We start from the raw sequence: 23,276 nt of genomic DNA, 5'->3' as shown, positions 1-23,276 counted from the left end.
ACCCTTAAGGACGAACGTGCTGATTGCCGGGTTCCCCGCCGGGGCCTGGGGGACCAACTGCTATCTGGTCGCCCCGGCCGCAGGCGAGGAGTGCGTGATCATCGACCCCGGCCACCAGGCCGCCGAGGGAGTCGAGGAAGCACTCAAGAAGCATCGGCTCAAGCCCGTCGCGGTCGTCCTCACGCATGGCCACATCGACCACGTCGCCTCTGTCGTCCCCGTCTGCGGGGCGCACGACGTCCCGGCGTGGATCCACCCCGCGGACCGCTACATGATGAGCGACCCGGAGAAGGGAATCGGCCGCTCCATCGGCATGCCGCTGATGGGCGAGCTGACCGTGGGCGAGCCGGACGACGTGCAGGAGTTGAGCGACGGCGCCCGGCTGCAGCTGGCCGGCCTCGACTTCTCCGTGGCGCACGCTCCTGGGCATACGAAGGGGTCGGTGACGTTCCGGATGCCCGAGACCGCGGACATCCCGTCCGTGTTCTTCTCGGGCGACCTGCTCTTCGCCGGCTCCATCGGACGCACGGACCTGCCCGGCGGTGACATGGACGACATGCTCGAGTCGCTGGGCCGCGTGTGCCTGCCGCTCGACGACTCGACCGTGGTCCTGTCCGGACACGGTCCCCAGACGACCATCGGCCAGGAGCGCGCCACCAATCCGTATCTGCGCCAGGTGGCCGCAGGCCAGGGGGCGAACCCCGCCCCACGACGAGGAATGTGACGAGAGTTTTCCCGTGAGCACCTTTCAGGCCCCCAAGGGCACGTACGACCTGATCCCGCCGGACAGCGCCAAGTACCTCGCCGTGCGCGAGGCGATCTCCGCGCCGCTGAAGAACTCCGGCTACGGCTACATCGAGACGCCCGGCTTCGAGAACGTCGAGCTGTTCGCGCGCGGCGTCGGCGAGTCCACCGACATCGTCACCAAGGAGATGTACGCCTTCGAGACCAAGGGCGGCGACAAGCTCGCGCTGCGCCCCGAGGGCACCGCGTCCGTGCTGCGCGCCGCCCTGGAGGCCAACCTGCACAAGGCGGGCAACCTCCCGGTCAAGCTCTGGTACTCGGGCTCGTACTACCGCTACGAGCGCCCGCAGAAGGGCCGGTACAGGCACTTCTCCCAGGTCGGCGCCGAGGCGATCGGCTCCGAGGACCCGGCCCTCGACGCCGAGTTGATCATCCTGGCCGACCAGGCGTACCGCTCGCTCGGCCTGCGGAACTTCCGCATCCTGCTCAACTCCCTGGGCGACAAGGAGTGCCGTCCCGTCTACCGCGCGGCCCTGCAGGACTTCCTGCGCGGCCTCGACCTCGACGAGGAGACGCTGCGCCGCGCGGAGATCAACCCGCTGCGCGTCCTCGACGACAAGCGGGCCGATGTGCAGAAGCAGCTGGTGGGCGCGCCGGTGCTGCGCGACTACCTGTGCGACGCCTGCAAGACGTACCACGAGGAGGTGCGCGCGCTGATCTCCGCGGCGGGCGTCGCCTTCGAGGACGACGAGAAGCTGGTCCGCGGCCTGGACTACTACACGCGGACGACCTTCGAGTTCGTCCACGACGGCCTCGGCTCGCAGTCCGCGGTGGGCGGCGGCGGTCGGTACGACGGCCTGTCCGAGATGATCGGCGGCCCCTCGCTGCCGTCCGTCGGCTGGGCCCTCGGCGTGGACCGCACGGTGCTCGCCCTGGAGGCGGAGGGCGTGGAGCTCGAACTCCCCGCCACCACCAGCGTGTTCGCGGTCCCGCTCGGCGAGGAGGCCCGCCGGGTCCTGTTCTCCGCGGTCACCGAACTCCGCAAGGCGGGCGTCGCGGCGGACTTCAGCTACGGCGGCAAGGGCCTCAAGGGCGCGATGAAGAACGCCAACCGCAGCGGCGCGCGGTACGCGATCGTGGCCGGCGAGCGCGATCTCGCCGAGGGCGTCGTCCAGCTCAAGGACATGGAGTCCGGCGAGCAGGAGGCGGTCGCGACGGACACGATCGTCGAGGTCCTGAAGGCCAAGCTCGGCTAGTCGGTCGTACGCAAGGTCGTACGCAGTGGAGGGCCCCGGGTGCGGATCGGCACCCGGGGCCCTCGCGTACTCCCGCTGCGCTGCGCTTCTTTATACGTATCGAACGGAACGCCCACAGGTGCGTGCGGCACAATGACCGTGCCCGTAAGCCCCCACCACTAGCGACGGAAACGGCGTGATGAGCGAATCGATGTCTGCGAAGGACGGCGGCCTGGACGGTCGGGAGCAGACGGACGCTCCCCGAGCCGTCGGCGGCAGCCGTGCGTTGGCGCTGCTCCTTGTGATCACGGGCGCGGCCGGACTGCTCGCGGCGTGGGTGATCACGCTCGACAAGTTCAAGCTCCTCGAGGACCCGAACTTCACGCCCGGCTGCAGCCTCAACCCGGTGGTGTCCTGCGGCTCCATCATGAAGAGCGAGCAGGCGGCCGTCTTCGGCTTCCCGAACCCGATGCTGGGCCTCGTGACGTACGGGATCGTGATCGCCGTCGGCATGAGCCTGCTCGCCCGGGCCCGCTTCCCGCGCTGGTACTGGCTGACGCTGAACGCCGGCATGCTCTTCGGCGTCGCCTTCTGCACGTGGCTGATGTACCAGTCGCTGTACAACATCAACGCCCTGTGCCTGTGGTGCTGCCTGGCCTGGGTCGCCACGATCGTCATGTTCTGGTACGTGACCGGGCACAACGTCCGCCACGGCATGCTTCCGGCGCCGGGCGGTCTGCGCACCTTCTTCGACGAGTTCACGTGGGTGCTCCCGGTCGTGCACATCGGCATCATCGGCATGCTGATCCTGACCCGCTGGTGGGAGTTCTGGACCAGCTGACCCGGTCCTTCCCGCAGGTGGGGCCCGGTCCTTCGCGCAGGCGGGGACAGCGCGAGGGGCGTTGTCAGTGGGGTGACATAGGGTCGTGGACGTGGAGCCAGACCTCTTTACCGCCGCAGCCGAAGAACGCCAGGAGAAGGACCCGGCGAGCAGCCCCCTGGCCGTGCGCATGCGCCCGCGCACGCTCGACGAAGTCGTGGGGCAGCAGCACCTGTTGAAGCCGGGCTCGCCGCTGCGCCGGCTCGTCGGCGAGGGCGGCGGAGGCCCCGCCGGACCCTCGTCGGTGATCCTCTGGGGCCCGCCCGGCATCGGCAAGACGACCCTCGCGTACGTGGTGTCGAAGGCGACGAACAAGCGGTTCGTGGAGCTCTCCGCGATCACCGCCGGCGTCAAGGAGGTGCGGGCCGTCATCGACGGCGCCCGCCGCGCCACCGGCGGCTTCGGCAAGGAGACGGTCCTCTTCCTCGACGAGATCCACCGCTTCAGCAAGGCCCAGCAGGACTCCCTGCTGCCCGCCGTGGAGAACCGCTGGGTCACGCTCATCGCGGCGACGACGGAGAACCCGTACTTCTCGGTGATCTCCCCGCTCCTGTCCCGCTCCCTGCTCCTCACCCTCGAACCGCTCACGGACGACGACCTGCGCGGACTGCTGCACCGCGCCATAGCGGAGGAGCGGGGCCTCGGCGGCTCGGTCACGCTGCCCGCCGACGCCGAGGCGCACCTGCTGCGGATCGCGGGAGGCGACGCCCGCCGCGCCCTGACCGCCCTGGAGGCGGGCGCCGGTTCGGCCCTGTCCAAGGGCGAGCAGGAGATCACCCTGCAGACCCTGGAGGAGTCCGTCGACCGGGCGGCGGTCAAGTACGACCGGGACGGCGACCAGCACTACGACGTGGCCAGCGCCCTCATCAAGTCCATCCGCGGCTCGGACGTGGACGCGGCGCTGCACTATCTGGCCCGCATGATCGAGGCGGGCGAGGACCCCCGGTTCATCGCCCGGCGCCTGATGATCTCCGCGTCCGAGGACATCGGGCTCGCCGACCCCACGGCCCTTCCGACCGCGGTCGCCGCCGCCCAGGCCGTCGCCATGATCGGCTTCCCCGAGGCCGCGCTCACCCTCAGCCACGCCACCATCGCCCTGGCCCTCGCCCCGAAGTCCAACGCCGCGACGACCGCCATCGGCGCCGCCCTGGAGGACGTGCGCAAGGGCCTCGCCGGCCCCGTCCCGCCGCACCTGCGCGACGGCCACTACAAGGGAGCGGCCAAGCTCGGCCACGCGCAGGGGTATGTGTATCCGCACGACGTCCCGGGCGGCATCGCAGCCCAGCAGTACGCCCCGGACGCCATCCACGGCAAGCGCTACTACCAACCGACGCGGTACGGCGCGGAGGCGCGGTACGCGGACGTGGCCGACCGCGTCCGCGAACGCCTGCGCGGCGAGACCCGCCCCGAGAGACCGGCCCCGAAGCAGCCCGAGCCGCGCCCGGAACCCCGCGCCGAACAGAAGCAACAGCCGCAGAAGCCGCAACAGAAGCAGCAGGAGCCGCAGCAGTCGGACCAGCCGAGACCGGCCGAGAAGACCGGCGGCGAAGCGGCCGAGCCGGAGACCGCCGCCGACGGCCAGTAGCCCGCCCCTGGTCGGCAGCAGTCGACGGGCAAGGCCCGCAGCCCCGACCTACGCTCGGCGCATGCCCGCACGCGCAGCAGCCGGACCCCTCGCCGCGCTGCTGCTCGCCTCCGCCGCCCTGCTCACCGCCTGCACCCCACCGCAGGTCGAGCGCGCCCACGCCCGCTTCCGCGAACCCCCACCTCGTACGGGCGACCCGCGAGGCGCACACCCCGTGCCGCAGCCCGAGCCGCACCCCGTGCCGAAGCCCGAGGCGGTGACCGGGTTCCCGCCCTCCGCGGCCGTCGCCCGCGACCGGCTCGCCCGGCTCGAAGTGGCCTGGGGCCGGAACTGGCAGACGTACCGGCGCGAGGAGTTCGGCCGCACCTGGTCGGACGAGGTGGACGTGCCGGGCGGGCGCAACGGCTGCGACACCCGGGACGACGTGCTGCGCCGCGACCTCGCGGACCTGCGCGAAGGCGACCGCAACCCGTGCGTGGTGCTCTCCGGCACGCTCGACGATCCGTACACCGGGAAGCGGCTGCCGTACCACTACCGCAGGGCCTCGCAGATCGAGACCGACCATGTCGTCGCGCTCGGCGCCGCCTGGCGGGCCGGCGCGTGGGCCTGGACCCCGCAGCAGCGCCTGAACTACGCGAACGACCTCGACGTCCTGCTCGCCGTCGACAAACAGGCCAACGCCGACAAGAGCAGCAAGACCCCGGACAAGTGGCAGCCACGGCAGGCGTACCACTGCGCGTACGCGCGGCGCTGGACCGGGATCAAGGCCAAATACCGCCTCACGGTCACGCCACCGGAGCAGCAGGCCCTCCTGGGCATGCTGGCGGAATGCCCCAAGGAGCCGTAGGGGCAGGGGAGTTCAGTGCGCGGCGGCCTCGAAGAGCCGGTGCATCGCGCGCCGCAGCCCCGCCACGTCGGACACGGGCTCCGGAAAGTCGAAGCGCGCGTCGAACGTCCCGCCGTCCCCCTCGCCGATGAACCGCACCCGCAGCCCGAACCGGTCGAGAGCCACCGGCACCGCCCGCCCCCGCAGCGCCGCACGCCCGCCGAGCAGCCCGGTCAGCAACTGCACCTGGTCCTCGTGCGCGGCGTGCAGATGCTGCAGCAGCTCCGCCTCGTACGGAGCGAGCGGATCGGCGCACGCCCGCGCGAACGCCTCCGGCTCCACGCTGTCCGCGCCCCACAGGTCGTCCACCGAGGTCTCGCCGACCTCCAGGCGCAGCGTCATCCGCCCCGGCGCGGCCAGCCCCGGCACCCGCGTCAGCCAGCCGGAGACCCAGGCGCGGCCCCGGATACGGTGGGGGACGGCGACCGGAGCGACGTCCGTGATCTCCAGAACGGCCGGCAGCTCGTCGTCCTGCGCGTGCGTCGCGGCCCGTACGACGGGGGAGTCGGCCGGGAACTCCAGGAAGACGTCGCCGTCCGGGCCGACCGTGCGCTCGTCCGCGACCAGGTGGTCGGGCAGGGCTCCCCGCACCCCCGGGGAGAGCAGCACTCCGGAGCATGTACTCTGTACGAGAGTTCGTGTGCGTTCGGCTGCTGACGGCATCCGGATGGTTTCAAGCCCGCTGGGACGCGGCTGACCACGATCTGATCGGACCTCCGTCATATCGATGCCCCTCGGGTTGGCGTCGGTGTTCTCTGTGCTGTCCGTGACGTGACTGGTGTTCCCACGGCGAGACATGCGATCTCCCTTAGTAAGGTGAGCCTAACCTAACTTATTACGGAGGTCTGGAGAACGTGCCTAACCAGTCGCGTCCCAAGGTCAAGAAGTCTCGTGCGCTCGGCATCGCGCTGACGCCGAAGGCCGTCAAGTACTTCGAGGCCCGCCCCTACCCGCCGGGCGAGCACGGCCGTGGCCGCAAGCAGAACTCGGACTACAAGGTCCGTCTGCTCGAGAAGCAGCGTCTGCGCGCGCAGTACGACGTTTCCGAGCGCCAGCTCGTCCGCGCCTACGAGCGCGCCGCGAAGACCCAGGGCAAGACCGGTGAGGCCCTGGTCATCGAGCTCGAGCGTCGCCTCGACGCCCTGGTCCTGCGTTCGGGCATCGCCCGCACCATCTACCAGGCCCGTCAGATGGTCGTCCACGGCCACATCGAGGTCAACGGCAAGAAGGTCGACAAGCCGTCCTTCCGCGTCCGTCCCGACGACGTCGTGACCGTGCGCGAGCGCTCCCGCTCGAAGCACCCCTTCCAGGTCGCGCGTGAGGGTGGCTACGCCCCCGAGGGCGAGACCCCGCGCTACCTCCAGGTCAACCTGAAGGCCCTGGCCTTCCGCCTGGACCGCGACCCGAACCGCAAGGAGATCCCGGTCATCTGCGACGAGCAGCTCGTCGTCGAGTACTACGCCCGCTGATCCAGCAGGCGTAGCGACCCAGCGCGCACGGCCCGCCGCATCCCCGTCCGTACGGCACGGGGGAGCGGCGGGCCTTCGCGCATACCGGCCCGGGCGCGGCCGGGGGAGTTGTCCACAGGCGTACGGAGCGCGCCGCCTGGCGCGATAAGGTCGGACGACGACTTTTCGTACCCCACGCAAGACCATGCAAGGGAGCGGTGCGCAGTGACCGGTGGAGAGGTGGCCGGGATCCTCGTGGCCGTGTTCTGGGCGATCCTGGTCTCCTTCCTCGCCGTCGCCCTGGTGAGGCTGGCCCAGACGCTCAAGGCGACCACCAAACTCGTGGCGGACGTGACCGAACAGGCCGTGCCGCTGCTCGCCGACGCGTCCGCGACGGTCCGCTCCGCGCAGACCCAGCTCGACCGCGTCGACGCCATCGCCACGGACGTCCAAGAGGTCACCTCCAACGCCTCGGCCCTGTCGACGACGGTGGCCTCGACGTTCGGCGGCCCCCTGGTCAAGGTCGCCGCGTTCGGGTACGGCGTGCGCCGGGCCATCGGCCGCAAGGGCCGGCCCGAGACGGACGTGCCCGCCGAAGCCACCCGGCGTACCGTGATCGTGGGGCGGACCGTGCCCTCGTCCCGCCGGGGCAGACGCAATCTCCGGGACAAGAGGGACTGAGGCCGAGATGTTCCGCCGTACGTTCTGGTTCACCGCGGGCGCAGCCGCCGGCGTGTGGGCCACCACCAAGGTCAACCGCAAGCTCAAGCAGCTGACCCCCGAAAGCCTCGCGGCACAGGCCGCGAACAAGGCGATCGACGTCGGCCACCGCCTCAAGGACTTCGCCCTCGACGTCCGCGACGGCATGGTCCAGCGCGAGGCCGAACTGGGCGACGCCCTGGGCCTGAACACCCCGGAACTCCCCGAACTCCCGCCGCAGGCACGGGTCGTGGCGATCGAGAACCACAACTCCGCGCCGCGCAAGCCCGCGAACCACAACCCAACCAAGTACTCGTACAACCGGAATGAGGACCACTGATGGAGTCGGCTGAAATCCGCCGCCGCTGGCTGCGCTTCTTCGAAGAGCGTGGGCACACCGTCGTGCCGTCGGCGTCGCTGATCGCCGACGACCCGACGCTGCTCCTCGTCCCCGCGGGCATGGTGCCCTTCAAGCCCTACTTCCTCGGCGAGGTCAAGCCGCCCTTCGACCGCGCGACCAGCGTGCAGAAGTGCGTGCGCACCCCCGACATCGAAGAGGTCGGCAAGACCACGCGGCACGGCACGTTCTTCCAGATGTGCGGCAACTTCTCCTTCGGCGACTACTTCAAGGAAGGGGCCATCAAGTTCGCCTGGGAGCTGCTCACCAGCTCCGTCGCGGACGGCGGTTACGGCCTCGACCCCGAGCGCCTCTGGGTGACGGTCTACCTCGACGACGACGAGGCCGAGACCATCTGGCGCGAGAAGGTGGGCGTCCCCGCCGAGCGCATCCAGCGCCTCGGCAAGAAGGACAACTACTGGTCCATGGGCGTCCCCGGCCCCTGCGGCCCCTGCTCCGAGATCAACTACGACCGCGGCCCCGAGTTCGGCGTCGAGGGCGGCCCGGCCGTCAACGACGAGCGGTACGTCGAGATCTGGAACCTCGTCTTCATGCAGTACGAGCGCGGCGCGGGCACCTCGAAGGAGGACTTTGAGATCCTCGGCGAGCTCCCCAGCAAGAACATCGACACCGGCCTCGGCCTCGAGCGCCTCGCGATGATCCTGCAGGGCGTGCAGAACATGTACGAGATCGACACCTCCCGTGTCGTGATCGACAAGGCCACCGAGCTGACCGGCGTCGCCTACGGCGCGGCCCAGGACTCCGACGTCTCGCTCCGCGTCGTCTCCGACCACATCCGTACGTCCGTGATGCTCATCGGCGACGGCGTCACGCCCGGCAACGAGGGCCGCGGTTATGTGCTGCGCCGCATCATGCGCCGCGCCATCCGCAACATGCGCCTGCTCGGCGCCACCGGCCCGGTCGTCAAGGACCTCATCGACGTCGTCATCGACACGATGGGCCAGCAGTACCCGGAGCTCATCACCGACCGCAAGCGCATCGAGACCGTGGCCCTCGCCGAGGAGGCCGCGTTCCTCAAGACGCTCAAGGCCGGCACCAACATCCTCGACACCGCCGTCACCGAGACCAAGGCCGCCGGCCACACGGTCCTCCCCGGCGACAAGGCGTTCCTGCTCCACGACACCTGGGGCTTCCCGATCGACCTCACCCTCGAGATGGCCGCCGAACAGGGCCTGACCGTGGACGAGTCCGGCTTCCGGCGCCTGATGAAGGAACAGCGGGAGCGCGCCAAGGCCGACGCCAAGGCCAAGAAGACCGGCCACGCCGACCTGTCGGCGTACCGCGAGATCGCCGACAACGCCGGCGCCACCGACTTCACCGGGTACTCCACCACCGAGGGCGAGTCCACGGTCGTCGGCCTGCTCGTCGACGGTGTGCCCTCGCCGGCCGCCGTGGAGGGCGACGAGATCGAGGTCGTCCTCGACCGCACCCCGTTCTACGCCGAGGGCGGCGGCCAGCTCGCCGACACCGGCCGCATCAAGCTGGACACGGGCGCCGTCATCGAGGTCCGCGACGTGCAGCAGCCGGTGCCCGGCGTCTCCGTGCACAAGGGCTCCGTCCAGGTCGGCGAGGTCACCGTCGGCTCCTCCGGTTACGCCACGATCGACGTGAAGCGCCGCCGCGCCATCGCCCGCGCGCACAGCGCCACCCACCTCACGCACCAGGCGCTGCGCGACGCGCTCGGCCCGACCGCCGCGCAGGCCGGCTCCGAGAACTCGCCCGGCCGCTTCCGCTTCGACTTCGGCTCGCCCAACGCCGTGCCCGGCACGGTCCTGATGGACGTCGAGCAGAAGATCAACGAGGTCCTGGCCCGCGAACTCGACGTCCACGCCGAGGTCATGGGCATCGACGAGGCCAAGAAGCAGGGCGCCATCGCCGAGTTCGGCGAGAAGTACGGCGAGCGCGTCCGCGTCGTCACCATCGGCGACTTCTCCAAGGAGCTCTGCGGTGGTACGCACGTCCACAACACCGCCCAGCTCGGCCTGGTGAAGCTCCTCGGCGAGTCCTCCATCGGCTCCGGCGTGCGCCGCATCGAGGCCCTCGTCGGCGTCGACGCGTACAACTTCCTGGCCAAGGAGCACACGGTCGTCGCCCAGCTCCAGGAGCTGGTCAAGGGCCGTCCCGAGGAGCTGCCGGAGAAGATCTCCACCATGCTCGGCAAGCTGAAGGACGCCGAGAAGGAGATCGAGAAGTTCCGCGCGGAGAAGGTCCTCCAGGCCGCCGCCGGACTCGCCCAGGGCGCCAAGGACGTCCGCGGCGTCGCCCTCGCCACCGGCCAGGTCCCGGACGGCACGGGCGCCGACGACCTGCGCAAGCTGGTCCTCGACGTGCGCGGCCGCATCCCCGGCGACCGCCCGGCCGTCGTCGCCCTGTTCACCACGGCTAACGGCCGCCCGCTGACCGTGATCGCCACCAACGAGGCGGCCCGCGAGCGCGGCCTCAAGGCCGGCGACCTGGTGCGTACGGCGGCGAAGACCCTCGGCGGCGGTGGCGGCGGCAAGCCGGACGTCGCCCAGGGCGGCGGCCAGAACCCGGAGGCCATCGGCGACGCGATCGCGGCCGTCGAGCGCCTCGTCGCCGAGACCGCCTGATGACCGAGTCCGCAGGGCTCCGTCGCGGTCGGCGGATCGCGATCGACGTCGGGGACGCCCGGATCGGGGTCGCCTCGTGCGACCCCGACGGGATCCTCGCGACGCCCGTGGAGACCGTGCCGGGGCGTGACGTCCCGGCCGCCCACCGGCGCCTGAAGGCGATCGTCGACGAGTACGAACCGATCGAGGTCGTCGTCGGGCTCCCGCGCTCCCTCAGCGGAGGCGAGGGCCCGGCCGCGGCCAAGGTGCGGGGCTTCGCACAGGAGCTCGCCCGCGGCATCGCACCCGTTCCGGTGCGGCTCGTGGACGAGAGGATGACCACAGTGACGGCCAGTCAGGGACTGCGTGCCTCGGGCGTGAAGTCCAAAAAGGGCCGGTCCGTCATCGATCAGGCGGCCGCCGTGATCATCCTCCAGCAGGCACTGGAGTCCGAACGGGCGTCAGGCCAGGCTCCGGGCGAGGGCGTCGAAGTGGTCATCTGATCGCGATACGGTAACGTTCCGCGCGATGCGGCGGCGTTCGAACAGCCGCCGCACAGCAAAGAGGCAGTACCGGCCGGCCGGGGGACAGCGTCCGACGGCCGCCGCCTCGCGGCTCGTAGGGGATCGATGACTGAGTATGGCCGGGGCTCCGGCTCGCAACCGTGGCATCCCGATGACCCGTTGTACGGGGACCAGGGATGGGAAGGACAGCAGGCCGCCGCCGGCCAGAGTCCGTACGGCGGCCGGCCGCAGCACTACCCGCAGCAGTCACCCGAGGCGCACTACGGCGGCCAGCAGGCCGGCTACCCGCAGGACGCCCCCCCGCAGGCGGGGTACCCCCAGGACCCCGCGCCCCAGCCCGGCTATCCGCAGGACCCCTCCGCCCAAGCCGGCTATCCCCAGCACGACTTCAACGGCGGCTGGGACACCGGCCAGCAGACGGGCTACGACCCGTACGCCGAGCCGTACGCGGGCCAGACCGCCGCGTACGGAGCGGAGCGGCCCGATCCGTACGAGAGCCCCGAGGCCTATCCGCCGCCGCAGCCGCCGGGCCGTCGGCACGAGCCGGTCGAGGAGCACGTCGACTGGGACCCGGGGCCCAACGACCGCGAGCACGCCTTCTTCGCGGGCGGCGACGACGAGGACGCGGACGACGAGCACCCGCGCTCGGGCCGCGGCAACCGCAAGGAGCGGCGCGGCAAGGACGGGAAGAAGAAACGCAGCGGCTGCGCCTGCCTCGTCCTCACCCTGATCTTCGCGGGCGGCATCGGCGGCGTCGGCTACTTCGGCTACCAGTTCTACCAGGACCGTTACGGCGCCGGTGAGGACTACACCGGCAGCGGCACCGACGAGAAGGTCACCGTCGACATCCCCAAGGGCGCCGGCGGTTACGTCATCGGCAACAAGCTGGAGCAGGCCGGCGTCGTCAAGAGCGCCGACGCGTTCGTCAGCGCGCAGGGCCAGCACCCCAAGGGCCTCACCATCCAGGCCGGCGTCTATTCGCTGAACAAGCAGATGTCGGCGAAGGCCGCCGTCGAGGCGATGCTCGACCCGAAGAGCCGCAACAACCTGATCATCGCCGAGGGCCGCCGCAACGCCTGGGTCTACCAGCAGATCGACAAGCGCCTCGAGGTCGACAAGGGCACGACCGAGAAGTACGCGAAGAAGAACTGGAAGAAGCTCGGCCTGCCCAGTTGGGCCACCGAGAACATGACCAGCGACGTCAAGGACCCGCTGGAGGGCTTCCTCTTCCCGTCGAGCTACCCGGTGGCCAAGGGCCAGAAGCCCGGCGACGTGCTGAAGAAGATGGTGGCCACGGCCAGCAGGGAGTACGAGCACTACAACATTGAGGGCAAGGCCCAGGAACTCAAGCTCCAGAACCCGCTGCAGTTGGTGACGGTCGCGAGCCTGACCCAGGCCGAAGGCAAGACCCACGCGGATTTCCGGAAGATGGCTGAGGTCGTCTACAACCGGTTGGATCCGAGCAACACGGAGACCTACCAACTTCTGCAATTCGACTCGTCCTTCAACTACTTGAAGGGGCAGAGCGAGATCAACATCGGCGAAGATGAGATCAAGAGCAATATGGATCCGTACAATACTTACACGCGGAAGGGGTTGCCGCCCGGCCCTATCGGTAACCCTGGACAGGAAGCGCTCGGCGCTGCGCTGAAGCCGACCAAGGACGGATGGCTATACTTTGTGGCCACCGACGGGATGAGTAAAACCGAATTCGCGAAGACGCATGCCGAGTTTCTGAAACTGAAGGACAAGTTCAACGCCCGCAACAGGTGACCCCTCCGAGTCGGTGCATCGTCGGGGTGGCGAAGCCAGGGAAGAGTGGAAACCGTAGGCGGAGCTTTCGGCCCAGGTGGGTCATTTATCAGCCAGAGCCTTGTGGGTGCGTATTATGGCTGGGCACTTGTTACTGGGAGGGGAACTCGAATGTCGCGAACCCGAAGCCTGATGTCAGTGGCTGCTGCGATGTTGATTGTTGGGGGCGCAGCCGGTGGCGCATCGGCGAATCCGGTCGATCGTTTCATTGAGGCCTATCCGGATTCCCCGTGGAACAGCAGCGGGAAGGGGATCTTTAATACGGATGGCGACCGGTTCTATGTCAAGGACGCCAAGGCTGATGGTTACGCCGTGTGTATCGACGTCTATGCGACTAAGGTCTCCACGGGTAAGAGGGGATGGTTTGCCCTGTGTAACTCCAGCGGAGCTGGGACTGTGAAGGAGTGGAATCTCGACCTGAAGGAGATGACCTTGGTCGATATTCGTGCCTTCATGTTGGATGATGGGGTAACCGACTTCGGTTACGGTGACTGGGTTTCTACGTACGCCTAATGTCTTGCATGTGGCTACCCTCTGTGGGTAGCCACATGCATACCACCAGAAGTGCCCAGAAGTACCTCGAGGAACTGAAGAAGAACGAGCAATGAGCGCCATCACGCACCGGGCCGCGGTTCTCGGCTCGCCCATCGCCCACTCCCTCTCCCCGGTGCTGCACAGCGCCGCGTACGCCGAACTCGGCCTGGACGACTGGGAGTACGGGCGGTTCGAGGTGGACGAGGCCGGGCTGCCCGGCTTCCTCGAAGGGCTCGGCAACGAGTGGGCCGGGCTGTCCCTGACCATGCCGCTGAAGCGCGCCGTCATCCCGCTGCTCGACGAGATCAGCGAGACGGCCGCGTCCGTGGAGGCCGTGAACACCGTGGTGTTCGGTCCGGACGGGCGCCGCCGCGGGGACAACACCGACATCCCCGGCATGGTCGCCGCGCTGCGCGAATGCGGCATCGAGGAGGTCGAGTCGGCCGCGATCCTCGGCGCCGGAGCCACCGCCTCCTCCGCGCTCGCCGCGCTGTCCCGGGTCTGCACGGGCGAGATCGTCGCGTACGTACGCAGCGAGGCGCGGGCCGTCGAGATGAAGCAGTGGGGGGAGCGGCTGGACGTCGAGGTGCGGACGGCCGGGTGGGGCGAGGCCGCGGCGGCGTTCGAGGCGCCGCTGGTGATCGCCACGACGCCCGCGGGCACCACGGACGAGCTGTCCAAGTCCGTTCCGGAGCGGCCCGGCACGCTGTTCGACGTGCTCTACGAGCCGTGGCCGACCGAACTCGCCGCGCGCTGGTCGATGTTCGGCGGCGCGGTGGTCAGCGGACTCGACCTGCTGGTGCACCAGGCGGTGCTGCAGGTCGAGCAGATGACGGGCCGCGCGCCCGCGCCGCTGGAGGCGATGCGGCAGGCCGGAGAGCGCGCGCTCGCCGCCGGTTAGCGCCCGAGTGGGGCGAGCGGACCTCTTCGCCCTGATCGTGCTGGGCTGCGGCCCCGCGCGGCCGGCCGGTCGTACGCCCGAGCGGTCCGCCGTCCGAACCGGCGTCCGCCTGCTGGACCGGCGGCCGGGGGTTCTCCCCGGACGTGGGAGGATCTAGGCAGGCGGGCCAGGGCCGCGCACCCGGCTGCGCCGTCGCCAGAAACCGGGCGCGAGCATGAGGAGCACCGTTGAGCAGGTTGCGTTGGCTGACCGCGGGGGAGTCCCACGGCCCCGCACTCGTCGCGACGCTGGAGGGACTGCCCGCCGGCGTGCCGATCACCACGGAGATGGTGGCGGACGCACTGGCCAGGCGGCGCCTCGGGTACGGCCGCGGTGCGCGGATGAAGTTCGAGCAGGACGAGGTCACCTTCCTCGGCGGCGTGCGGCACGGTCTCACGATGGGCTCGCCCGTCGCGATCATGGTCGGCAACACCGAGTGGCCCAAGTGGGAGAAGGTCATGGCCGCGGATCCGGTGGATCCCGCCGAGCTGGCCGAGCTCGCCCGCAACGCCCCGCTCACCCGGCCCCGCCCCGGCCACGCCGACCTCGCGGGCATGCAGAAGTACGGCTTCGACGAGGCCCGTCCGGTCCTGGAGCGCGCGAGTGCCCGGGAGACCGCGGCCCGCGTCGCGCTCGGCACGGTCGCCCGGTCGTACCTCAAGGAGACGACCGGCATCGAGATCGTCAGCCATGTCGTCGAGCTGGCCGCCGCGAAGGCGCCGTACGGGGTGTACCCCAAGCCCTCCGACGTGGAGAAGCTGGACGCCGACCCGGTGCGCTGCCTGGACGCCGACGCGTCGAAGGCGATGGTCGCGGAGATCGACCAGGCCCACAAGGACGGCGACACCCTGGGCGGTGTCGTCGAGGTGCTCGCGTACGGCGTGCCGGTGGGTCTCGGCTCGCACGTGCACTGGGACCGGCGGCTCGACGCCCGGCTCGCGGCCGCGCTCATGGGCATCCAGGCGATCAAGGGCGTCGAGGTCGGCGACGGCTTCGACCTGGCGCGGGTGCCGGGCTCCAAGGCGCACGACGAGATCCTCGCGACCGAGGACGGCGTCAAGCGCGCCACCGGCCGGGCCGGCGGCACCGAGGGCGGCCTCACGACCGGTGAGCTGCTGCGCGTGCGCGCCGCGATGAAGCCGATCGCGACCGTCCCGCGCGCCCTCGCCACCATCGACGTGACGACCGGCGAGGCCGCCAAGGCCCACCACCAGCGCTCCGACGTGTGCGCGGTGCCCGCCGCCGGCATCGTCGCCGAGGCCATGGTCGCGCTGGTCCTCGCGGACGCGGTCGCCGAGAAGTTCGGCGGCGACAGCGTGGCCGAGACCCGGCGCAACGTCCAGTCGTACCTCGACAACCTGCAGATCCGGTGAGCGGGCCGCGGATCGTCCTCATCGGCCCGATGGGGGTCGGCAAGACCACCGTGGGTGAACTGCTCGCCGAGCGGCTCGGCACCACGTTCCGGGACACCGACGCCGACATCGTCGCGGCCGAGGGCCGGGAGATCGCCGAGATCTTCGTCGACGACGGCGAGCCCGCCTTCCGGGAGCTGGAGCGGCAGGCCGTGCGCGCCGCCGTCACCGAGCACCCCGGCGTGCTCGCCCTCGGCGGCGGCGCGATCCTCGACGCGGGTACGCGGGAACTGCTCGCCGAGCACACCGTCGTCTACCTGTCGATGGACGTCGAGGAGGCGGTCAAGCGCACCGGCCTGAACGCCGCCCGCCCGCTGCTCGCGGTCAACCCGCGCAAGCAGTGGCGCGAGCTGATGGAGGCGCGCCGGCACCTGTACACGGACGCGGCGCGCGTCGTCGTGGCCACCGACGGCCGCACCCCCGAAGAGGTCGCCGACGCGGTCCTCGACGCACTGGAGTGGAAGGAAGCATGAGCGAGCAGCAGGTGACGCGTATCCACGTCGGCGGAGCCGACCCGTACGAGGTGCTCGTCGGCCGTCAACTCCTCGGTGAGCTGGGCGGGTTGATCGGCGACCAGGCCAAGCGGGTCGCCGTGATCCACCCCGAGGCGCTCGCCGAGACCGGTGAGGCGCTGCGCGAGGACCTGGCCGGGCAGGGCTACGAGGCCGTCGCCATCCAGGTGCCCAACGCCGAGGAGGCCAAGACCGCCGAGGTCGCCGCGTACTGCTGGAAGGCGCTCGGGCAGTCCGGGTTCACCCGCAGTGACGTGGTCGTCGGCGTCGGCGGCGGCGCGACCACCGACCTCGCCGGGTTCGTCGCGGCGACCTGGCTGCGCGGCGTGCGCTGGGTGGCCGTCCCGACGACCGTGCTCGCCATGGTGGACGCGGCGGTCGGCGGCAAGACCGGGATCAACACCGCCGAGGGCAAGAACCTCGTCGGCGCCTTCCACCCGCCCGCGGGCGTGCTCTGCGACCTGGCGGCGCTCGACTCGCTCGGCGTGCACGACTACGTGTCCGGGCTCGCCGAGGTCATCAAGGCCGGCTTCATCGCCGACCCGGTGATCCTCGACCTGATCGAGGCCGACCCCGAGGCCGCGCGCACCCCGGCCGGGCCGCACACCGCCGAGCTGATCGAGCGGTCCATCAAGGTCAAGGCCGAGGTGGTCTCCAGCGACCTCAAGGAGGCCGGCCTGCGCGAGATCCTCAACTACGGGCACACCCTCGGCCACGCCATCGAGAAGAACGAGCGGTACAAGTGGCGGCACGGCGCCGCCGTCTCCGTCGGCATGATGTTCGCCGCCGAACTCGGCCGCCTCGCCGGGCGGTTGGACGACGCGACGGCCGACCGGCACCGCACCGTCCTGGAGTCGGTGGGCCTGCCGCTCACGTACCGCGGCGACCAGTGGCCGAAGCTCGTCGAGAACATGAAGATCGACAAGAAGTCCCGCGGCGACCTGCTGCGCTTCATCGTCCTCGACGGCATCGGCAAGCCCGCCGTCCTGGAGGGCCCGGACCCGGCCGTCCTCCTGGCCGCGTACGGCGAAGTCTCCGCCTGACCGCGACTTCGCCGCACGACCCGAGCACACCCTCGCCGTACGAGGCGGACCGCCCCGCGTGGTCGCCTCGTACGGCGAAGTGTCCGGGTGGCCACCTCTCGTCCGAAATCGCCCGCGCCGCCGGGCACTTGTGGCTCTTCCCGGCCGTTCACACAACGGCGGGCGGGGAAGGTACCGTTCGGTAAGGCCCGGGCGGCGGAGCAGTCTCCGCCCGACGCCCGCCCGACCAGCGCCAGTTGCCTGTACGAGACGGAGTGGCACCGGATGCAGCACGCAGTGGGGAATCCGCTGCCGCCGCCCCATCAGCCGGGGCACGGACCGGCCACCGGCTGGTCCCCGGCCGCACACCACCCGGGGCCCGCGGGCCACCCGGGTCCCGCCGGGCCCGCGCCCCAGCACGGCGCCCCGCACCCGCCGCCCGTCCCGGGCCCGCCCCCCGCCTCGGGCCCGCCCGCGCCCGGCGCCCCCGGCCCGGCACCCACCGGACCGCCGCCTCCGGCTCCGCAGCAGCCCGGGTACCACGCGCCGCCCCAGCCGCAGCCCGGCCAGCCCGCGCAGCCCCAGCAGCAGCCCGGCGCCGAGAACACCACCGGCCACATCCAGCTCCCGCCCGGCGGCCCCGTCGCCGTGCCGAGCCCCCCGCCGGACGCCACGCAGGGCGACACCGGCGCGACCACGCTTGCCGTGCTGCTCATCGGCCCGGCCGGCGCCGGCAAGACCTCCGTCGCCAAGTACTGGGCGGAGCACCGCCGCGTGCCCACCGCCCACATCAGCCTCGACGACGTCCGCGAGTGGGTCCGCGCCGGCTTCGCCGACCCCCAGTCCGGCTGGAACGACAACTCCGAGGCGCAGTACCGCCTGGCCCGCCGCACCTGCGGCTTCGCCGCGCGGAACTTCCTGGCCAACGGCATCTCCTGCATACTCGACGACGCCGTCTTCCCCGACCGCCCCGTCGTGGGGCTCGGCGGCTGGAAGCGGCACGTCGGCCCGGGCCTGCTGCCCGTCGTGCTGCTGCCCGGCCTGGAGATCGTCCTGGAGCGCAACGCCCAGCGCAGCGGCAACCGCCGCCTCACCGACGAGGAAGTCGCCCGCATCCACGGCCGCATGGCCGGCTGGTACGGCTCCGGCCTGCCCATCATCGACAACTCCGGGTACGACGTGCCGACCACGGCCCGCGTCCTGGACGACGTCCTCGCCCGCGCCATCGCCAGCCCGCCCCAGTGGTAGCCGCCGCGCCCGGCCGCGCGGGCCCCGGTCGGACGCGCTGACCAGGAAACATCGCGCGTCCGCTCGTAGGCTCGATGCATGTCTGAGGTGTACGCGACCCGCAGGGCGCGCCTGAGGGATCAGTGCACGGCCGCCGGCAGCGCGGCCGCCGTCGTCTCCCGCCCCGCCAACGTGCGCTACCTGGCCGGAGCGGCGCCCCGCGGCGCGGCCCTGCTGCTCGGACCGCGCGCCGACCTCCTGCTCTGCCACAGCCAGCCGACCGGCGAGCCCGACGAGGGCAGGCCCGACGAGTCCCTCCAGCTGCAGGTGCTGCCGACGGCCGGCGGGGACACCGCGGTCGCCGCCGCCGACCTCGCCGCGGGACAGGGCGCCGACTCCCTCGCCGTCGAGGAGCACCACCTCACCGTCGCGCGGCACCGCGCCCTGCTCTCCGTCGCCCCCCGGCTGCGCCTCGCCGACCTGGGCTGCGCCGTCGAGCAGCTGCGGCTCGTCAAGGACGACGAGGAGATCTCCTGCCTGCGCATCGCCGCGGAGATCGCCGACCAGGCCCTCGGTGAACTCCTCGAATCCATCCTGGTCGGGCGTACGGAGCGTCATCTCGCCCTCGAACTGGAGCGGCGCCTCGTCGACCACGGCGCGGACGGCCCCGCCTTCCCGACCTCCGTCGGCACGGGCGTCAACTCGGGGCGGGGCGCACACCGGCCCACCGACCGGCGCGTGGAGGAGGGCGACTTCCTCTCCGTCTGCCTGGGCGCCTGCTACCGCGGCTACCGCAGCGAGATCGGCCGCACCTTCGTCATCGGTACCACCCCCGCCGACTGGCAGATCGAGCTGTACGACCTGGTCTTCGCCGCGCAACGGGCCGGCCGCGAAGCCCTCGCCCCGGGCGCCGAGTACCGCGAGGTCGACCGCGCGGCCCGCTCCGTACTCGACGCCGCCGGGTACACGGACGGGCTGCCGTCGGCCATCGGCCACGGGGTGGGGCTCGAAATCGACGAGGACCCGCAGTTGGCCCCGGGAGCCATGGGTAAACTGGACGCTTGTGTGCCGGTCACCGTCGAACCGGGGGTCCACCTCCCGGGACGGGGAGGTGTCCGGATCGATGACACGCTCGTCGTCCGCCCCGAGGCGGATGGCGGACCCGAGCTACTCACCATCACGACCAAGGAGCTGCTCGCGCTCTAGCGCGTACGGCCTTCGGTCCCACCAGCTTCAGTCCAGGAGATTCCGCAACCGTGGCTTCCACGAACGACCTCAAGAACGGCATGGTGCTCAAGCTCGAAGGCGGCCAGCTCTGGTCCGTCGTCGAGTTCCAGCACGTCAAGCCCGGCAAGGGCCCGGCCTTCGTGCGCACCAAGCTCAAGAACGTGCTCTCCGGCAAGGTCGTCGACAAGACCTTCAACGCCGGCGTCAAGGTCGAGACGGCCACTGTCGACAAGCGCGACATGCAGTTCTCGTACATGGACGGCGACTACTTCGTCTTCATGGACATGGAGACGTACGACCAGCTGCACATCGACCGCAAGGTCGTCGGCGACGCCGCGAACTTCCTGGTCGAGGGCTTCGAGGCCACCGTCGCGCAGCACGAGGGCGAGGTGCTCTTCGTCGAGCTGCCGGCCGCCGTCGAGCTGACCATCCAGGAGACCGAGCCGGGCGTCCAGGGCGACCGCTCCACCGGCGGCACCAAGCCCGCCATCCTGGAGACCGGCCACCAGATCAACGTGCCGCTCTTCATCACCACCGGCGAGAAGATCAAGGTCGACACCCGCGACAGCAGCTACCTCGGCCGGGTGAACAGCTAACCGTGGCCGCTCGCAACACGGCCCGCAAGCGTGCCTTCCAGATCCTCTTCGAGGCAGACCAGCGCGGCACCGACGTCCTGACCGTCCTCGCGGACTGGGTGCGCCACTCGCGCACCGACACCCGCCAGCCGCCGGTCAGCGAGTTCACCATGCAGCTGGTCGAGGGGTACGCGGAGAACGCCGCCCGGATCGACGAGCTCATCGCGCAGTACGCGGTGGACTGGACCCTCGACCGCATGCCGGTCGTCGACCGGAACCTGCTGCGGCTCGGCGCCTACGAGCTGATCTGGGAGGACGGAACTCCGGACGCCGTCGTCCTCGACGAGGCGGTGCAGCTCGCCAAGGAGTTCTCCACCGACGAGTCGCCGTCCTTCGTCAACGGCCTGCTCGGCCGCCTGAAGGACCTCAAGCCCTCCCTCCGCAGGGACGAGGCCTGAGCCGACCAGGATCGTACGGTCCTCATGACGAGGGGCCCACGGCGCAATTCGAGCCGTGGGCCCCTCGTCGTACGTGTACGCCGCCCCGGCGGGCGCTCACGCACCGCAGTGCGGACGTGCAAAAGCCGCCGGGGGTGGGAGGATCGCTCCTCCCGCCCCCGGCGGCACGTTTCTGCTCAGGCCTGCGGCGGCTCAGGCCTCCTCGTGGGTGACCGCACGGCGCGCGTCCGCGTCCAGGACGCCCCAGCTGATCAGCTGCTCGGTCAGGACCGAGGGGGACTGGTCGTAGATCACGGCGAGGGTGCGCAGGTCGTCCTGGCGGATGGAGAGCACCTTGCCGTTGTAGTCACCGCGCTGGGACTGGATCGTCGCCGCGTAACGCTGCAGCGGGCCGGCCTTCTCCTGCGGGACGTGGGCGAGACGCTCCAGGTCGAGGACGAGCTTCGGCGGGGGCTCGGCGGCGCCGCCGGGGGTCGTGCCCGGGAGCAGCTCCTGCACGGGGACGCCGTAGAAGTCCGCCAGCTCGGCGAGGCGCTGCACGGTCACGGCACGGTCGCCGCGCTCGTACGAACCGACCACGACCGCCTTCCAGCGTCCCTGGGACTTCTCCTCGACGCCGTGGAGGGAAAGGCCCTGCTGGGTGCGGATGGCACGGAGCTTGGCCCCGAGCTGTTTGGCGTATTCGCTGGACATATAGCTCCCCGGACGCTGCAATCCGCGGCCTCGACCGCGTGCCTGTGACTTACTGTGAGATTACGCAGCGTTACTTCTCTGCGTCAAGCCGAATGGTCCGTACCGGCCTTCCGGGGGCCCGTGAACTGCGGTGTTGCCGCTGCTGCTAAGCTGGCTGGCGCAATCTCGACGTCCTTTAAGGTCCGTCCCGTGAGGCGGAGAAGGAGGTCCGTTTCGTATGGACACCAATAGCGGTTCCGAAGTCGCGCGGCCGGTTCTCGAAGGCCCCGACATCGCACGGGTGCTGACCCGTATCGCGCACGAAATCGTCGAACGCGCCAAGGGCGCCGACGATGTGGTGCTTCTCGGCATTCCGACTCGCGGCGTATTTCTCGCCCAGCGGCTCGCCGCCAAGCTCGCGGAGATCACCGGCTCCGAGATCCCGGTCGGCTCCCTCGACATCACCATGTACCGCGACGACCTGCGGATGCACCCGCCGCGCGCCCTCGCCCGCACCGCGATCCCCGCGGACGGCATCGACGGCCGCCTCGTCGTCCTCGTCGACGACGTGCTGTTCTCCGGCCGCACCATCCGCGCCGCCCTCGACGCCCTGAACGACATCGGCCGGCCGCGCGCCGTGCAGCTCGCCGTCCTGGTCGACCGCGGCCACCGCGAGCTGCCCATCCGCGCCGACTACGTCGGCAAGAACCTCCCCACGTCGCTGCGGGAGACGGTCAAGGTCCAGCTCGCCGAGGAGGACGGTCGCGACACCGTGCTGCTCGGGGAGAAGCAGACCGCCCCGGTCGGCGAGCAGTAGCCACCACCGGTCCCACACGCGTGCCCCGGTGTGCGCCGCTGCGCGCCCTCATGCCTGAAAAGTTCTGAACTCCCCTTTGGAGCCTGCCCGATGATGCGTCACCTCATCTCGGCCGCCGACCTCTCCCGCGACGACGCCGTCCTGATCCTCGACACCGCCGAGGAGATGGCCCGCGTCGCGGACCGGCCGATCAAGAAACTGCCCGCCCTGCGCGGACGTACCGTCGTGAACCTCTTCTTCGAGGACTCCACGCGGACCCGGATCTCCTTCGAGGCCGCCGAGAAGCGGCTCTCCGCGGACGTCATCAACTTCGCCGCCAAGGGCTCCAGCGTGTCCAAGGGCGAGTCCCTGAAGGACACCGCCCAGACCCTGGAGGCCATGGGCGTGGACGCCGTCGTCATCCGGCACGGCGCGTCCGGCGCCCCGTACCGGCTCGCCACCTCCGGGTGGATCGACGCCGCCGTGATCAACGCCGGGGACGGCACCCACCAGCACCCCACGCAGGCGCTGCTCGACGCGTTCACCATGCGCCGCCGCCTGATCGGCCCCGACGCCGGGCTCGGCCAGGACCTCGGCGGCAAGCGGATCACCATCGTCGGGGACGTGCTGCACAGCCGGGTCGCCCGCTCCAACGTCGACCTGCTGCACACCCTCGGCGCCGAGGTCACCCTCGTCGCGCCGCCCACCTTGCTGCCCGTCGGCGTGGAGACCTGGCCCTGCGAGGTGTCGTACGACCTCGACCAGGTGCTCGCCAAGTCCGACGCCGTGATGATGCTGCGGGTGCAGCGGGAGCGGATGAACGCCGCGTTCTTCCCGACCGAGCGCGAGTACTCGCGGCGGTACGGGCTCGACGGCGACCGGATGGCGAAGATGCCGGAGCACGCGATCGTGATGCACCCCGGCCCGATGGTCCGCGGCATGGAGATCACCGCCGACGTCGCCGACTCCGACCGCTGCACCGCCATCGAGCAGGTCGCCAACGGCGTGCACACCCGGATGGCCGTCCTGTACCTGCTGCTCGGCGGCAACGAACCCGCCGGAACCCCCGCCACCGCCCGTACCGAGGAGAGCAAGTAATC

At 70.8% G+C, this 23,276-nt stretch carries 24 protein-coding genes; 22 read left to right on the top strand and 2 right to left on the bottom strand.

What is annotated here, in order from left to right:
* The first annotated feature begins 16 nt into the window (after positions 1-16).
* From ACIDOF_RS06085 to ACIDOF_RS06065, 5 genes are all read left to right on the top strand, one after another.
* On the top strand, positions 17-724 hold the full coding sequence (locus tag ACIDOF_RS06085) for an MBL fold metallo-hydrolase (RefSeq protein WP_409004659.1): 708 nt from the start codon (positions 17-19) through the stop codon (positions 722-724).
* 13 nt (positions 725-737) lie between these two features.
* The gene (gene hisS, locus ACIDOF_RS06080; protein WP_409004657.1) at positions 738-2,000 is read left to right on the top strand and encodes a histidine--tRNA ligase; all 1,263 of its coding nucleotides are present in this window, start codon (positions 738-740) and stop codon (positions 1,998-2,000) included.
* A 190-nt stretch (positions 2,001-2,190) separates the two neighbouring features.
* Positions 2,191-2,820, top strand: coding sequence for a vitamin K epoxide reductase family protein (locus ACIDOF_RS06075; protein WP_409004656.1), 630 nt, complete (start codon positions 2,191-2,193; stop codon positions 2,818-2,820).
* Between the two features lie 91 nt (positions 2,821-2,911).
* Positions 2,912-4,444, top strand: a complete 1,533-nt coding sequence (locus tag ACIDOF_RS06070) for a replication-associated recombination protein A (RefSeq protein WP_409004655.1) — start codon at positions 2,912-2,914, stop codon at positions 4,442-4,444.
* Between the two features lie 61 nt (positions 4,445-4,505).
* Complete coding sequence (locus tag ACIDOF_RS06065) at positions 4,506-5,291, top strand: HNH endonuclease family protein (RefSeq protein ID WP_409004654.1); 786 nt, start codon at positions 4,506-4,508, stop codon at positions 5,289-5,291.
* A gap of 12 nt (positions 5,292-5,303) precedes the next feature.
* Here the strand turns inward: ACIDOF_RS06065 and ACIDOF_RS06060 are convergent, their stop codons facing one another.
* Entirely contained in the window at positions 5,304-5,993 is a 690-nt protein-coding gene (locus ACIDOF_RS06060; protein WP_409004653.1) for a DUF2470 domain-containing protein, read from the bottom strand.
* 191 nt (positions 5,994-6,184) lie between these two features.
* Between ACIDOF_RS06060 and rpsD the strand changes: the two genes are divergently transcribed.
* The 15 genes from rpsD (at position 6,185) to nusB (ending at position 20,708) form a co-directional block, all read left to right on the top strand.
* The gene (rpsD, locus tag ACIDOF_RS06055; RefSeq protein ID WP_409004652.1) at positions 6,185-6,799 is read left to right on the top strand and encodes a 30S ribosomal protein S4; all 615 of its coding nucleotides are present in this window, start codon (positions 6,185-6,187) and stop codon (positions 6,797-6,799) included.
* A 204-nt stretch (positions 6,800-7,003) separates the two neighbouring features.
* Positions 7,004-7,459, top strand: a complete 456-nt coding sequence (locus ACIDOF_RS06050) for a DUF948 domain-containing protein (protein ID WP_409004651.1) — start codon at positions 7,004-7,006, stop codon at positions 7,457-7,459.
* A gap of 7 nt (positions 7,460-7,466) precedes the next feature.
* On the top strand, positions 7,467-7,817 hold the full coding sequence (locus ACIDOF_RS06045; RefSeq protein WP_409004649.1) for a DUF6167 family protein: 351 nt from the start codon (positions 7,467-7,469) through the stop codon (positions 7,815-7,817).
* Positions 7,817-10,486, top strand: coding sequence for an alanine--tRNA ligase (alaS, locus tag ACIDOF_RS06040; RefSeq protein ID WP_409004648.1), 2,670 nt, complete (start codon positions 7,817-7,819; stop codon positions 10,484-10,486). Before ACIDOF_RS06045 ends, alaS begins: the two co-directional genes overlap by 1 nt.
* Positions 10,486-10,968 carry a Holliday junction resolvase RuvX gene (ruvX, locus tag ACIDOF_RS06035; protein WP_409004646.1) on the top strand — a complete coding sequence of 161 codons (483 nt, stop codon included), beginning with the start codon at positions 10,486-10,488 and terminating at the stop codon, positions 10,966-10,968. Before alaS ends, ruvX begins: the two co-directional genes overlap by 1 nt.
* A gap of 126 nt (positions 10,969-11,094) precedes the next feature.
* Positions 11,095-12,762 (top strand): endolytic transglycosylase MltG, encoded by a 1,668-nt coding sequence (gene mltG / locus ACIDOF_RS06030; RefSeq protein WP_409004645.1) that lies wholly within the window; start codon positions 11,095-11,097, stop codon positions 12,760-12,762.
* Positions 12,763-12,939: 177 nt separating this feature from the next.
* Positions 12,940-13,314, top strand: a complete 375-nt coding sequence (locus ACIDOF_RS06025; RefSeq protein ID WP_409004644.1) for a hypothetical protein — start codon at positions 12,940-12,942, stop codon at positions 13,312-13,314.
* A gap of 91 nt (positions 13,315-13,405) precedes the next feature.
* Complete coding sequence (locus tag ACIDOF_RS06020) at positions 13,406-14,236, top strand: shikimate dehydrogenase (RefSeq protein WP_409004643.1); 831 nt, start codon at positions 13,406-13,408, stop codon at positions 14,234-14,236.
* 227 nt (positions 14,237-14,463) lie between these two features.
* Positions 14,464-15,648 (top strand): chorismate synthase, encoded by a 1,185-nt coding sequence (gene aroC / locus ACIDOF_RS06015; RefSeq protein ID WP_409004642.1) that lies wholly within the window; start codon positions 14,464-14,466, stop codon positions 15,646-15,648.
* Positions 15,645-16,160 carry a shikimate kinase gene (locus ACIDOF_RS06010; RefSeq protein WP_409004641.1) on the top strand — a complete coding sequence of 172 codons (516 nt, stop codon included), beginning with the start codon at positions 15,645-15,647 and terminating at the stop codon, positions 16,158-16,160. The genes aroC and ACIDOF_RS06010 overlap by 4 nt, the downstream gene beginning before the upstream one ends.
* Positions 16,157-17,242 carry a 3-dehydroquinate synthase gene (aroB, locus tag ACIDOF_RS06005; protein ID WP_409004639.1) on the top strand — a complete coding sequence of 362 codons (1,086 nt, stop codon included), beginning with the start codon at positions 16,157-16,159 and terminating at the stop codon, positions 17,240-17,242. The genes ACIDOF_RS06010 and aroB overlap by 4 nt, the downstream gene beginning before the upstream one ends.
* Before the next feature lie 264 nt (positions 17,243-17,506).
* A complete protein-coding gene (locus tag ACIDOF_RS06000) occupies positions 17,507-18,469 on the top strand; it encodes a Pro-rich N-terminal domain-containing protein (RefSeq protein WP_409004638.1) in 963 nt (320 codons plus the stop codon).
* A gap of 78 nt (positions 18,470-18,547) precedes the next feature.
* On the top strand, positions 18,548-19,654 hold the full coding sequence (locus ACIDOF_RS05995) for a M24 family metallopeptidase (RefSeq protein ID WP_409004637.1): 1,107 nt from the start codon (positions 18,548-18,550) through the stop codon (positions 19,652-19,654).
* A 50-nt stretch (positions 19,655-19,704) separates the two neighbouring features.
* A complete protein-coding gene (gene efp, locus ACIDOF_RS05990; protein WP_409004635.1) occupies positions 19,705-20,271 on the top strand; it encodes an elongation factor P in 567 nt (188 codons plus the stop codon).
* 2 nt (positions 20,272-20,273) lie between these two features.
* Complete coding sequence (gene nusB, locus ACIDOF_RS05985) at positions 20,274-20,708, top strand: transcription antitermination factor NusB (protein WP_409004634.1); 435 nt, start codon at positions 20,274-20,276, stop codon at positions 20,706-20,708.
* A gap of 192 nt (positions 20,709-20,900) precedes the next feature.
* Here nusB and bldD read toward each other — a convergent pair whose 3' ends face one another.
* On the bottom strand, positions 20,901-21,401 hold the full coding sequence (gene bldD / locus ACIDOF_RS05980; protein ID WP_282512924.1) for a transcriptional regulator BldD: 501 nt from the start codon (positions 21,399-21,401) through the stop codon (positions 20,901-20,903).
* 217 nt (positions 21,402-21,618) lie between these two features.
* Here bldD and pyrR point away from each other — a divergent pair, with 217 nt between their 5' ends.
* Together pyrR and ACIDOF_RS05970 are read left to right on the top strand one after the other, a co-directional pair.
* Positions 21,619-22,197, top strand: a complete 579-nt coding sequence (gene pyrR, locus ACIDOF_RS05975) for a bifunctional pyr operon transcriptional regulator/uracil phosphoribosyltransferase PyrR (RefSeq protein ID WP_409004633.1) — start codon at positions 21,619-21,621, stop codon at positions 22,195-22,197.
* A 90-nt stretch (positions 22,198-22,287) separates the two neighbouring features.
* Entirely contained in the window at positions 22,288-23,274 is a 987-nt protein-coding gene (locus ACIDOF_RS05970; RefSeq protein WP_409004632.1) for an aspartate carbamoyltransferase catalytic subunit, read from the top strand.
* Positions 23,275-23,276: the final 2 nt, after the last annotated feature.

The sequence above is a fragment of the Streptomyces sp. Da 82-17 genome, from assembly GCF_046098215.1.
In the GTDB taxonomy this organism is placed as follows: Bacteria; Actinomycetota; Actinomycetes; order Streptomycetales; family Streptomycetaceae; genus Streptomyces.
The sequence above is the reverse complement of the archived record's forward strand: the minus strand, read 5'-3'. Positions and strand labels throughout refer to the sequence as shown.